Here is a 12001-nt window from a genome sequence, read left to right as displayed (position 1 = left end):
CTCAGCCGACAGCCGTGAAGATGTCGATCGAACCGGACTTGAGCGTCACGATGGCGCGCTTGGTGTCCTTGCGCTTGCCGAGACCGAACTTGGTGCGACGGGTCTTGCCCGGGCGGTTCAGCGTGTTGATGCTCGCGACCTTGACGTTGAAGATCTTCTCGATGGCGAGCTTGATCTCGGTCTTGTTCGAGCGGGGGTCCACGATGAACGTGTACTTGCCCTGGTCGATGAGCGCGTAGCTCTTCTCCGAGACGACCGGCGAGATGACGACGTCGCGCGGGTCCTTGTTGAAGCCGCTCATGCGGTGATCTCCTTCGCGGTCTTCGACGCGATGAAGGCGTCGAGGGCGCTCTTGCTGAAGACGACGGCGTCCGAACGCAGCACGTCGTAGGCGTTGAGCTGGCCGTACGAGAGCGCGTGGACGTTCGACAGGTTGCGGATCGACTTGAGCGTCAGCTCGTCGTCCGTCTCGAGCACGACGAGCACGTTCTTGACGGGCGCGACCTTCTCGAGGAGCGTGCGGGCGGTCTTGGTCGACGGCAGTTCAGCCGCGACGAAGCCCTCCACAGCGGAGATGCGGCCACCGCGGGCGCGGTCCGAGAGCGAGCCGAGCAGAGCAGCGGCGATCATCTTCTTCGGGGTGCGCTGCGAGTAGTCACGCGGGGTCGGTCCGTGGACGACGCCACCGCCGGTGTGCTCCGGAGCACGGACGGAACCCTGACGGGCGCGGCCGGTGCCCTTCTGCTTGAACGGCTTGCGACCGGCACCGCGGACTTCGCCGCGGTTCTTGGTCTTGTGGGTGCCCTGACGCGCGGCTGCGAGCTGCGCGGTGACGACCTGGTGGATCAGCGGGACGTTGGTCTCGACGTCGAAGAGAGCTGCGGGGAGCTCGACGGTGCCGGACTTGGCACCCGATGCGTCGAGGACGTCGATCGTGGTTGCGGTCGTGGTGGCCATGATCACTTACCCTTCACGGCGGTGCGGACGAAGACGGAGCGGCCACGAGCACCGGGGACGGCGCCCTTGACGAGCAGCAGACCCTTCTCGGCGTCGACGGCGTGCACCGTGAGGTTGAGGACGGTCACGCGGTCGCCACCCATACGACCGGCCATGCGCATGCCCTTGAAGACACGCGACGGGGTCGAGGAAGCACCGATCGAGCCGGGCTTGCGGTGGTTGCGGTGCGCACCGTGCGAGGCGCCGACGCCGTGGAAGCCGTGGCGCTTCATGACACCGGCGAAGCCCTTGCCCTTGGAGGTACCGACGACGTCGACCTTCTGGCCCGCCGTGAACGTGCTGTCCACGGTGAGCTCCTGGCCGAGCGTGTACTCAGCGGAGTCGTTGGTACGGATCTCGGTGAGGGTGCGACGCGGGGTCACACCAGCGGCCTCGAAGTGGCCAGCGGCCGGCTTGTTGACCTTGCGCGGGTCGATGGCACCGGCGGCGATCTGGATCGCCTCGTAGCCGTCGCGCTCAGCGTTGCGGATCTGGGTGACCACGTTCGGGCCGACCTCGATCACGGTGACGGGGATGAACTTGTTGTTCTCGTCCCACACCTGGGTCATCCCGAGCTTCTTGCCGAGGAGGCCCTTGACGGTCTTGGTTGAGTTCGCCATTGGTCAGCCCCCTTACAGCTTGATCTCGATGTTGACGTCGGCCGGCAGGTCGAGTCGCATGAGCGAGTCCACGGCCTTCGGCGTCGGGTCGACGATGTCGATGACCCGCTTGTGCGTGCGCTTCTCGAAGTGCTCGCGCGAGTCCTTGTACTTGTGAGGGGAACGGATCACTGCGATCACGTTCTTCTCGGTGGGGAGCGGCACCGGGCCGACCACGGTTGCACCGGCACGGGTCACCGTGTCGACGATCTTCCGGGCCGACGTGTCGATGACCTCGTGGTCATACGACTTGAGCCGGATGCGGATCTTCTGTCCCGCCATGTGTCTCTTGTCCTCTCTGCGCCGCGCACCCTCTGGCCGCCTGACGCCGCTCGGTTCCGCATTCCTGCGGACCGTGCTGTTTTCCTGAACCAACCGGCCGCATCCACTGGGGATGACCGCTGTTCACCTGTCAACCTCGCGGGCGACCGTGGCCGTCCAGCGTGGGCAATCGACTGCCTCGTGCTCCGGGCGCAGCAGTGGTGCACCGCGTCCGTCACATCTCGGGGAGTCGTGTTCTGCTGCCTGCGGCCCAACCCAGCCCTGCTGAACAAGGGGGTTGTGCACTGCCAGAGCAGTGATCCTGTGGGCGTACACCCACGGGGAATTCGGAACCGGACAAGTCTCGCATAGCCCCGGCCCACGTGCAACCCGGGCGTGTCGCGAATTACCGGGCGTGTCCCGCCGGCTCGCTTGCCCGGATCCACGGGGATCGGACGGTCTGGAGGCCCGGCTCGGCCCCGCAACGCAACGCACCCTCCGGACGTGGTCCGGAGGGTGCGTCGAGACGGGTCAGGAGACCGTCACTCGGCGGTCACCGGGGGCACGAACCACGGCGGGAAGACGGCCACGCGGGGAGCGTGTCCGCCGTGGTCGGCGAGCACGGCGCGGACGGTCTGCCGGGCCTTGTCGTTCGGCACACCGATCACGGCCACCGAGGTGAACGGCACGCTCGGACCGGCGAGCAGCTCGAGGCCGTGCATCTCCGGGTCCGTGAAGTCGGTGCGACGGATCAGGTTCGTGCCGGCGTCGGGGCCGACGGCGAACCGGACGTCGTCGGCGTCGGCGTCCTGGTCCGCGACGATCACCGAGGCGCCGAACGCCGAGACCGGCACGACGAGCACCACGTAGTCGATCGCGCGGGTGCGACGGGCGGCATCGGACCAGCGCTCACCCTCGGCGCCCGTGCGGAGCTCGTCCCACCGCGTCGCGTCGGGCGACAGCGTGAACGGCACGTGCCCGGCGATCGAGGAACCGTCCGGTGCCTCGGCCTCGGCACGTGCGGCACGGGTGTCGGCGGAGCTGACGTCCACGACAGGCTCGGCCTGGTCGGCCGCCAGGATCGCGCCGGCGCCGACGATGCCGTCGAGGTTGTCGATGTGGGTGACGTGGTGGGCACGGAGTGCTGCGAACTCACGTGCCTCGGGCAGGTCGGCGGACGACGAACGGAGCGACGTCGGCGACCGGAGCGACGTGTTCGGCCCGGAGGCCGGCGGGTCGACGCGCAGGTTGGTGGTGATGCGGGTCCGGCGTGGTGCCGGGGTGGCTGGGATCTCCGACGCCTCGCGCTGCCGGGGTGCGCAGATGTCGCAGAGCTCGGTGGGGAAACCGTGGATGCACTCGTCGGTCACGACTGTTGTGGGTCCTTCCGTGCCGTGTGGGGTGGTCCGGCACGTCGACCAACGCTACGTCATCCGGACGGCCCCCGGGTCATTGTCGGTAGAGCAGTGCCCGGACCTCGGCCTCGGCGGACGCCAGGCGGTCCGGATCGATGGTCTCCCCGTGGTCGTACGCATCGAGCAGACGGGGGTCGATGTAGCTCTGTCGGCACACCGTCGGGGTGTTGCCGAGCTCGTCGCTCGCGGCCTTCACCGCGTGCGACACGGCCTTCTTCCGCTTGGCCTGGGATGACTGCGGCCCGGTCTTCGCCAGGTCGACCGCCGCCGCGACCGTCCCGTGCAGGGTCCGGAAGTCCTTCGCGGTGAACTCGTCGCCGGCACGTTCCTTGACGTAGGCGTTGATGTCCTCGGCGGAGAGCGGCTCCCATTCCGCCCCACGGCGCTCGCGGAACGACAGCAGACGCGCATTGGGTCCGCGACGCTTCATGCCGGCGATGACCCGCGCCAGGTCGTGGTCGTGGATCGACGACGACCACTCCTGCCCGCTCTTGCCGGGGAAGTCGAGTTCGATGTCGTCACCGGACACGTGGGCGTGCGCGCAGAGCAGCGTGGACAGCCCGCGGCTGCCGTGCTCGGTGGCGTACCGCTCGGACCCGACCCGGAGCGACCCCTGATCGAGCATCCGGAAGGCTGCGGCCAGCGCGCGCCGGCGGTCCGGTTCCGGCCGGCGGAGGTCCTGTGTGACACCGCGACGGGCGACCGGCAACGACTCCGCCAGCGCGAGCGCGCGGTCGTACTTGATCCGGTCCATCCGTTCACGCCACGACGGGTGGTACATGTACTGGCGACGGCCAGCACCGTCCGTGCCCGTGGCCAGGATGTGGCCGTTCGGGTACGGCGAGATCCAGACGTCGTCCCACGCCGGCGGGATCACGAACTCCTCGAGCCGACGGCGCTCGTCCGGATCGGTCACGGTCTTGCCGTCGGGGTCACGGAACGAGAAACCGCGTCCGGAACGGACGCGGTGGTAGCCGCGACCGGAGGTCGCGGATCTGCGGAGGCGGGTCACGTGCCCGAGCCAACTCCGTGAAGCCTGTGACGGGTCACGGGGCGGACAGGAGGCCCGTGGCCGACCCCGCCCCGTTCCTCCTGTCCGGCGCCCTGTACGGCGCCCTGTACGGCGCGCCAGCGGCCGGGTACGACGAAGCGGGGCCGGACCCGAAGGCCCGACCCCGCTGTCGCAAGGAACCGGAGTTACTTGATGATCTTCTCGACCGTACCGGCGCCGACCGTACGACCACCCTCACGGATGGCGAAGCGGAGGCCCTCTTCCATGGCGATCGGCTGGATCAGCTCGACCGTCATGGCGACGGTGTCACCGGGCATGACCATCTCGGTGCCCTCGGGCAGCGTGATGACGCCGGTGACGTCCGTGGTGCGGAAGTAGAACTGCGGGCGGTAGTTCGCGTAGAACGGGTTGTGACGCCCACCCTCGTCCTTGGTCAGGATGTACGCGTTCGCCTGGAACTCGGTGTGCGGCGTGACCGAACCCGGCTTCACGACGACCTGGCCGCGCTCCACGTCCTCGCGCTTGAGGCCACGGATGAGCAGACCGGTGTTGTCACCGGCGACCGCGGAGTCGAGCAGCTTGCGGAACATCTCGATGCCCGTGACCGTGGTCTTCTGCGTCGCGCGGATGCCGACGATCTCGACCTCGGCGTTCAGGTTGAGCGTGCCACGCTCGACGCGACCGGTGACGACGGTGCCACGACCGGTGATCGTGAAGACGTCCTCGATCGGCATCAGGAACGGCTGGTCGGTGGCGCGCACCGGGTCCGGCACGTGCTCGTCGACCTGGGCCATGAGGTCCTGGACCGACTTGACCCACTTCTCGTCGCCCTCGAGCGCCTTGAGCGCCGAGACCTGCACGACGGGGGCGTCCTCGTCGAACTGCTGCGAGCCGAGGAGCTCGCGGACCTCGAGCTCGACGAGCTCCAGGATCTCCTCGTCGTCCACCATGTCGGACTTGTTCAGTGCGACGACGATGTAGGGGACGCCGACCTGGCGGGCGAGCAGGACGTGCTCACGCGTCTGGGGCATCGGGCCGTCGGTGGCGGCGACCACGAGGATCGCGCCGTCCATCTGTGCCGCACCCGTGATCATGTTCTTCACGTAGTCGGCGTGACCGGGGGCGTCGACGTGCGCGTAGTGACGCTTCTCGGTCTGGTACTCGACGTGCGAGATGTTGATCGTGATGCCGCGCTGGCGCTCCTCGGGAGCGTTGTCGATCTGCGCGAAGTCGCGGGCCTCGTTGAGGTCCGGGTACTGGTCGTGCAGAACCTTGGTGATCGCCGCCGTGAGCGTGGTCTTGCCGTGGTCGACGTGACCGATGGTTCCGATGTTGACGTGCGGCTTGGTGCGCTCGAACTTGGCCTTGGCCACTGTGGGTCCTCCTCAGGACTCGGAAGCGTCACCCCCGGCCGGCCCTGGATGGGCTCGGAACCGGAGGTGCGCGGTGTGTGTCTGTACTTTACTTGGTGGCGAGGGGCCCGTCGCCGGGCGCCCCCGCCTGTGGAGAAGCGCTGAGCGCTACTCCCCCGCGTTCTTCGCGATGATCTCCTCGGCGACCTTGGCCGGGACCTGGCTGTAGGTCTCGAAGGTCATCGAGTAGACCGCACGACCAGAGGTCTTCGACCGCAGGTCGCCGACGTAGCCGAACATCTCGGACAGCGGCACGCTCGCGCGGACCACCTTGACGCCCGAGGCGTCCTCCATCGAGGCGATCTGGCCACGACGGGAGTTCAGGTCACCGATGACGTCGCCCATGTACTCCTCAGGAGTACGGACCTCGACGGCCATGATCGGCTCGAGGATCGCCGGACCGGCCTTGCGAGCCGCTTCCTTGTAGGCGATCGAGCCGGCGATCTTGAACGCCATCTCGGACGAGTCGACGTCGTGCGCCGCGCCGTCCTTGAGGATGGCCTTCACGCCGACGGTCGGGTAGCCCGCGAGGATGCCGACCTGCATGGCGTCCTGGATACCGGCGTCGACCGACGGGATGTACTCACGCGGGACACGGCCACCGGAGGTCGCGTTGACGAACTCGTAGACCTTCTCGCTCGTGACCTCCATCGGCTCGAGCGCGATCTGCACCTTCGCGAACTGACCGGAGCCACCGGTCTGCTTCTTGTGGGTGTAGTCGTAGCGCTCGACGATCTTGGTGAGCGTCTCGCGGTAGGCCACCTGGGGCTTGCCGACGCTCGCCTCGACGTGGAACTCGCGCTTCATGCGGTCGACGAGGATGTCGAGGTGGAGCTCGCCCATGCCCTTGATCGTCGTCTGACCGGTCTCGGCGTTGAGCTCGACGCGGAACGTCGGGTCCTCTTCGGCGAGCTTCTGGATGGCCGTGGAGAGCTTCTCCTGGTCAGCCTTCGTGTTCGGCTCGATGGCGACCTCGATGACCGGCTCCGGGAACGTCATCGACTCGAGGACGACCTGGTTGGTCGGGTCGCACAGGGTGTCACCGGTGGTGGTGTCCTTGAGGCCGATGACCGCGTAGATGTGGCCAGCGGTCACGTTGGCGACCGGGTTCTCCTTGTTGGAGTGCATCTGGAAGATCTTGCCGATGCGCTCCTTCTTGCCCTTGGTCGAGTTGATGACCTGGGCACCGGACTCGATCGAGCCGGAGTAGACGCGCACGTAGGTCAGACGACCGAAGAAGGGGTGCACCGCGACCTTGAACGCGAGCGCCGAGAACGGCTCGGTCGCGTCGGGCTTGCGGATGATCTCCTTCTCCTCGTCCTTGACGTCGTGGCCGATCATCGGCGGCACGTCGAGCGGGGACGGGAGGTAGTCGATGACGGCGTCGAGCATCGGCTGGACACCACGGTTCTTGAACGCGGAACCGCAGAGGACCGGGTAGAGCGTGCTGCTCACCGTGAGGGCACGGATCGCTGCCTTGATCTCGGCGACCGAGAAGTCGGTGTCGCCCTCGAGGTAGCGCTCCATGAGGACGTCGTCCGCCTCGGCCACGCGCTCGATGAGCTTCTCGCGGTACTCGGCGGCACGGTCCTGCAGGTCGGCCGGGATCTCTTCGATTTCGTACTTCGCGCCCATCGCGACGTCACCCTTGGCGTCGCCGCGCCAGGTGAGTGCACGCATCTGGACGAGGTCGACGACGCCTTCGAACGAGCTCTCGGAACCGATCGGCAGCTGGAGCACGAGGGGCTCCGCGCCGAGGCGGTTCACGATGGTGTCGACGGTGTAGTAGAAGTCGGCGCCCAGCTTGTCCATCTTGTTGACGAAGCAGATGCGCGGGACTTCGTACTTGTCGGCCTGACGCCAGACGGTCTCGGACTGGGGCTCGACGCCCTCTTTCCCGTCGAACACGGCGACGGCACCGTCGAGGACGCGGAGCGAACGCTCCACCTCGACCGTGAAGTCCACGTGACCGGGGGTGTCGATGATGTTGATCTGGTTGTTGTCCCAGAAGCAGGTCGTCGCGGCCGACGTGATCGTGATGCCGCGCTCCTGCTCCTGCGCCATCCAGTCCATCGTGGCAGCGCCGTCGTGGACCTCACCGATCTTGTGCGTGATGCCCGTGTAGAACAGGATGCGCTCGGTCGTCGTGGTCTTGCCGGCATCGATGTGCGCCATGATGCCGATGTTGCGGACCTTGTTCAGGTCGGTGAGCACGTCCTGTGCCACAGGGTTCCTCCGGAAGAGTTGTAGGAGAGGTTGGCGGCCGTCCGGGCGCCGGGGTTCTTGACCACCGGCGCCCGGACGGTGCCGGGACTACCAGCGGTAGTGGGCGAAGGCCTTGTTCGACTCGGCCATCTTGTGCGTGTCCTCGCGGCGCTTGACCGCGGCACCGAGGCCGTTGGACGCGTCGAGGATCTCGTTCATGAGACGCTCGGTCATCGTCTTCTCGCGACGGGCCTTGGCGTACGAGGTGAGCCAACGGAGCGCGAGGGTGTTCGCGCGGTGCGGCTTGACCTCGACCGGGACCTGGTAGGTCGAGCCACCGACACGGCGGCTGCGGACCTCGAGGGTCGGACGGACGTTGTCGAGCGCCTTCTTCAGCGTCACGACGGCGTCCTGCTGGTTCTTGGCGGAAACGCCCTCGAGTGCACCGTAGACGATGCGCTCAGCGAGGCCCTTCTTGCCGTCGAGCAGGATCTTGTTGACGAGCTGGCTGACGATCGGCGCACCGTAGACCGGGTCGGCGACGACGGGACGCTTGGGAGCGGGACCCTTACGAGGCATCTAACTCAACCCTTCTTCGCACCGTAGCGGCTGCGAGCCTGCTTACGGTTCTTGACTGCCTGGGTGTCCAGGGCGCCACGGATGATCTTGTACCGCACACCCGGGAGGTCCTTCACACGACCGCCGCGGACGAGCACCATCGAGTGCTCCTGGAGGTTGTGGCCCTCACCGGGGATGTAGGCCGTGACCTCGGTGCCGTTCGAGAGCTTGACACGAGCGACCTTGCGCAGTGCCGAGTTCGGCTTCTTGGGGGTGGTGGTGTAGACGCGGGTGCACACACCACGCTGCTGGGGGTTCGCCTTCAGGGCGGGCGCCTTGGTCTTGGTGACCTTCGGCGTACGACCCTTGCGAACCAGCTGCTGAATAGTAGGCAACTGTTCTCCTGGTTCTTCGCTCGTGCTCTCTGGCCGGCGCGTTCCGCCGGCTTCCTCGTCCCACGCTGATCACCGCCGGACGGCGGGTGTTCGAGTGGGGGACGGAGTGGTCCGGCTGGGCGATCCCGCTCGCCGGACTTTTCGGGCGCGCCCGAGGGCGCACACCCGGTAGAGACTACCCGCGGAACGGGACGAAATCAATCCGGGTCACCCCGGGAACCGACACCGTCATGAGCCGGTGTCGGACGAGCCGTTGCCCACCGCCGAGCGGAACGTCGCACCGTCGCTCGAGAAGCCGGTGACGTACCCGCTCGCGTTGACGTTGAGCGGCCCCGCGGACGCCGTTCCGGTGCCGGCGGCACCCGAGATGTCCGCCGTGTACTTCGCCCGCCCGAACGTGGTCGTCGTGATCAACCAGCCGTTCGTCGTCCAGCTGCCGACCCGGACCGTCGGCCGCGTCTCGAGCGTCCACTTCTGGTTCGTGTAGGTGTACGCGGGGTTCTGGCCGTACGCGTAGAAGCTGCAGCCGGCCGGCGCGGCGTCGGTGGAGGCGATGCAGCCGTCCACCCAGTCGTCCACCGCTCGCTTGGCGGCCTGCTGCCCCGCGGTCGTGAGGGTGGTCGTCATCTGCACCGGGGTCGACGTCGTCCGGCCGAACCCGCTGACGTCCGCCGATCCACCACGTGCCGTGGTCCACTTGCCGCCGTCGAAGGCGACGTCGTAGGTACCGGGCAGCGCGCGGAGGCTCACCGTGCCGTCCTTCGCGGTCCGCACGTTCCGGCCTGCGACCGTGACCGACGCACCGGAGGGTCCGCGCACGGCGACGTCGACCGAGCCGAGCTCGGGGGCCTGGAGCTCCCAGACCGGGAACACACCCCAGTCGGTCCCGGTCTTGTCGAGCGTGAAGGTCGCGGCGACGTCCTGGCCACCCTGGCGCAGGTACGCCCGGACGGTCGCGGTGTCGCCGTCCGTCCGCGTCGCGGCGACGCGGTACCCGGTGACCTTGTCCGATGCCTTCGCGTAGGCGGCGTCACCGAGCAGCACGTCGGACTTCCCACGTTCGATGCCCGCGTCGTCGAGGGCGTCGGCCACGCGTCCGGCCGTCAGGTCGTCGAGGAACGCCCGCACGGGGCGGTCGGCCGAGTGCGAGGCGGAACCGACCGAGTACCCGACGACCCCGGCGACGAGCAGCAGGACGACGGCGGTGCCACCCGAGATGATCCCGATGAGCTGCCCGCGGCGGAGCTTCCGGCGGGGACGCTGCGGCACCGGCCCGGGCGCTCCGGCGAAGCCGGCGCCGGGACCGAGCGCAGGACCAGGGCCGACCGTCTGGCCGGCTGCGGCGAAGGTGCCGTCGGTGCCACGGATCGAGGCCACCGGCGGGACGGCACCCCAGCCGCCCTGCTGGTCCGGATCCTGCGCGTGCTGGTCGCTCATCGTTCCCCCGTTTGGTGTGCGTCGTGCTGTCCGAAGACTACCGCTCGGCGGGTCCCTCGCCCGCGTTCGTCCGGTTGTGCCCGGAGAGTCCGCCCGACCCGTCCGCGCCGCTGGTCGCGTGCGTCCCGTCGGTCGCGACCGAGCCGCCCGCGGTCCGCGCCTGGTGGCGAGCCGTCGCGATCCCGCCGAGCACCGACAGGAGCGCCACCACGACGGAACCGACCACGAACGGGCCGAGGGCGTACCCCGCGGGGAAGACGAGGAGCTCGGTCGCGTCCGAGCGGACGAGTGCGTAGCCCACGGCTCCGACGCCGAGCATGACCAGGTAGACGGTCGCCGCCGCGACGAGGGCGGTCACCCCGGGGTTACCGTCGCGGACACCCGCCGCGGTCGCCAGGAAGACGACCACCGCGCCGCCGACCACCATCGCGGGCCCGAGGTACGGGGTGGCGTCGGGCTGCGAGATGACCTCGACGTCGGCGAGCAGCGCTTCGAAGCCCGTGACGGCGATCACGAGCGCGATGAAGAGGATCGACGTCATCGTCGCGATCAGCCACCGGGACATGGGCCGATCGTATCGCCGACCGGCTGGTCAGCGAGCGGGTTCGGCGTGGTCCGTGTCGTCGGCGTGCGCACGGTCGGACTGCTCCTGCGCTGCGGCGACCAGGGCGAGCGCGATGGTCGCCGTGATGATCGGGACGGTCTCCGTCATCGGGGCGGGCGCCTCCGGCACCGTCGCGGGCACGAGATCCGACGTCGTCGGGCGGGTCGGGTCCGTCGCGACCGTCGCGTCCGCCAGGTCGACCCGCTGGAGGCCCGTGGTCGCGTCCGTCTCGCCGGCCCCCTCCGGCTCGTGGTCGCGCAGCGCCGGCCCGATGACCGGCAGGACCCCGGTCGTGGCCGGCGGCTCCGCGCGCAGGACCGGCGGCTCGGCCGCAGCGGACCCGTCGCGCTTCGCCGCGCGACGCGCACGGACCATCTTCACCAGGACGACGACGGCGACGATCGCCCAGATGCCGTTGACGATCGTCGAGGGGACGGCGTGGTGGGCGGCGACGTTGACGGCCACCGCGAGGCCGCCGATCAGGTTGAGCAACTGGTAGAGCGGACCGTTCGGGATCCTGCCCGTGGAGAACAAGATGTAACCAGCGAGGACGGTTACTGCCCCGAACCAACCGAGGAACTCCACGATTCCGACCAACACGCGCGACTCCGGGCACGACGAGGAACGGCCGATTCGAGCCGACCGTTCGAGAGGGGATGAGCAGCCGCGGACACGGCGCCGTGAGCATCGTAATCTCCGCGACGGGCGTCGCGGAAGTGATGTCGGCGTGGCGCGGCCGACACCGGTCCGTGCGGGTCGGATCAGCCCGCCGCGGTGCCGCCTGCGTCCGTCGTCACGTCCTTCGAGCGGAAGCGTCCGATCGACCAGAGCTGGCGGAGTGCGACCGCCACGGTGTTCGGTTCGAGCACCTCGCCCTGTTTCGTCGCGCCGACGGGTACCGGCACCTCGGCGAACCGCAGGATCGTCGGTCTCGCCCGGTCCGCGTCCTGCACCTCGACGGAGCGGATCGCGGCGGCGCCGATGTCGACGCCGACGATGCTCTTCGACATGGGCGGTCCTTCCCCGTGACCGTCTTCGGGTCGGTCT

General features: G+C 68.6%; 14 protein-coding genes. All 14 read right to left on the bottom strand.

What is annotated here, in order from left to right:
• Position 1: 1 nt before the first annotated feature.
• The 14 genes from rplW to BIU95_RS02035 all read right to left on the bottom strand — a co-directional run bounded on the left by rplW (position 2) and on the right by BIU95_RS02035 (position 11964).
• Positions 2 to 301, bottom strand: coding sequence for a 50S ribosomal protein L23 (gene rplW, locus BIU95_RS02100; RefSeq protein ID WP_017885531.1), 300 nt, complete (start codon positions 299 to 301; stop codon positions 2 to 4).
• Complete coding sequence (rplD, locus tag BIU95_RS02095; protein ID WP_027466730.1) at positions 298 to 957, bottom strand: 50S ribosomal protein L4; 660 nt, start codon at positions 955 to 957, stop codon at positions 298 to 300. The genes rplW and rplD overlap by 4 nt, the downstream gene beginning before the upstream one ends.
• Before the next feature lie 2 nt (positions 958 to 959).
• The gene (gene rplC / locus BIU95_RS02090; protein ID WP_017885533.1) at positions 960 to 1616 is read right to left on the bottom strand and encodes a 50S ribosomal protein L3; all 657 of its coding nucleotides are present in this window, start codon (positions 1614 to 1616) and stop codon (positions 960 to 962) included.
• Between the two features lie 12 nt (positions 1617 to 1628).
• Positions 1629 to 1937, bottom strand: coding sequence for a 30S ribosomal protein S10 (gene rpsJ, locus BIU95_RS02085; protein ID WP_017885534.1), 309 nt, complete (start codon positions 1935 to 1937; stop codon positions 1629 to 1631).
• A gap of 521 nt (positions 1938 to 2458) precedes the next feature.
• Positions 2459 to 3286, bottom strand: a complete 828-nt coding sequence (locus BIU95_RS02080; protein ID WP_052481641.1) for a DarT ssDNA thymidine ADP-ribosyltransferase family protein — start codon at positions 3284 to 3286, stop codon at positions 2459 to 2461.
• A 79-nt stretch (positions 3287 to 3365) separates the two neighbouring features.
• Positions 3366 to 4343 carry a DNA topoisomerase IB gene (locus BIU95_RS02075; protein ID WP_017885536.1) on the bottom strand — a complete coding sequence of 326 codons (978 nt, stop codon included), beginning with the start codon at positions 4341 to 4343 and terminating at the stop codon, positions 3366 to 3368.
• A gap of 185 nt (positions 4344 to 4528) precedes the next feature.
• Positions 4529 to 5716 carry an elongation factor Tu gene (gene tuf, locus BIU95_RS02070; RefSeq protein ID WP_017885537.1) on the bottom strand — a complete coding sequence of 396 codons (1188 nt, stop codon included), beginning with the start codon at positions 5714 to 5716 and terminating at the stop codon, positions 4529 to 4531.
• 147 nt (positions 5717 to 5863) lie between these two features.
• Positions 5864 to 7981: an elongation factor G gene (gene fusA / locus BIU95_RS02065; protein ID WP_017885538.1), complete on the bottom strand. Its 2118-nt coding sequence runs from the start codon at positions 7979 to 7981 to the stop codon at positions 5864 to 5866.
• 87 nt (positions 7982 to 8068) lie between these two features.
• Positions 8069 to 8539: a 30S ribosomal protein S7 gene (gene rpsG, locus BIU95_RS02060; protein ID WP_017885539.1), complete on the bottom strand. Its 471-nt coding sequence runs from the start codon at positions 8537 to 8539 to the stop codon at positions 8069 to 8071.
• A 5-nt stretch (positions 8540 to 8544) separates the two neighbouring features.
• Positions 8545 to 8913, bottom strand: coding sequence for a 30S ribosomal protein S12 (rpsL, locus tag BIU95_RS02055; protein ID WP_017885540.1), 369 nt, complete (start codon positions 8911 to 8913; stop codon positions 8545 to 8547).
• A gap of 228 nt (positions 8914 to 9141) precedes the next feature.
• Entirely contained in the window at positions 9142 to 10350 is a 1209-nt protein-coding gene (locus BIU95_RS02050) for a hypothetical protein (RefSeq protein ID WP_071250146.1), read from the bottom strand.
• Between the two features lie 37 nt (positions 10351 to 10387).
• Positions 10388 to 10915 (bottom strand): DUF6121 family protein, encoded by a 528-nt coding sequence (locus BIU95_RS02045; protein WP_042537507.1) that lies wholly within the window; start codon positions 10913 to 10915, stop codon positions 10388 to 10390.
• A 27-nt stretch (positions 10916 to 10942) separates the two neighbouring features.
• Complete coding sequence (locus BIU95_RS02040; RefSeq protein WP_071250144.1) at positions 10943 to 11554, bottom strand: hypothetical protein; 612 nt, start codon at positions 11552 to 11554, stop codon at positions 10943 to 10945.
• A 161-nt stretch (positions 11555 to 11715) separates the two neighbouring features.
• Positions 11716 to 11964, bottom strand: coding sequence for a hypothetical protein (locus BIU95_RS02035; protein ID WP_017885544.1), 249 nt, complete (start codon positions 11962 to 11964; stop codon positions 11716 to 11718).
• Positions 11965 to 12001 lie beyond the last annotated feature (37 nt).

This window comes from Curtobacterium sp. MCBA15_007 (genome assembly GCF_001864905.1).
GTDB classification, from domain to species: Bacteria; Actinomycetota; Actinomycetes; order Actinomycetales; family Microbacteriaceae; genus Curtobacterium; species Curtobacterium poinsettiae.
Note: the sequence above shows the minus strand (reverse complement) of the source record. Positions and strands in the feature narration are given on the sequence as shown.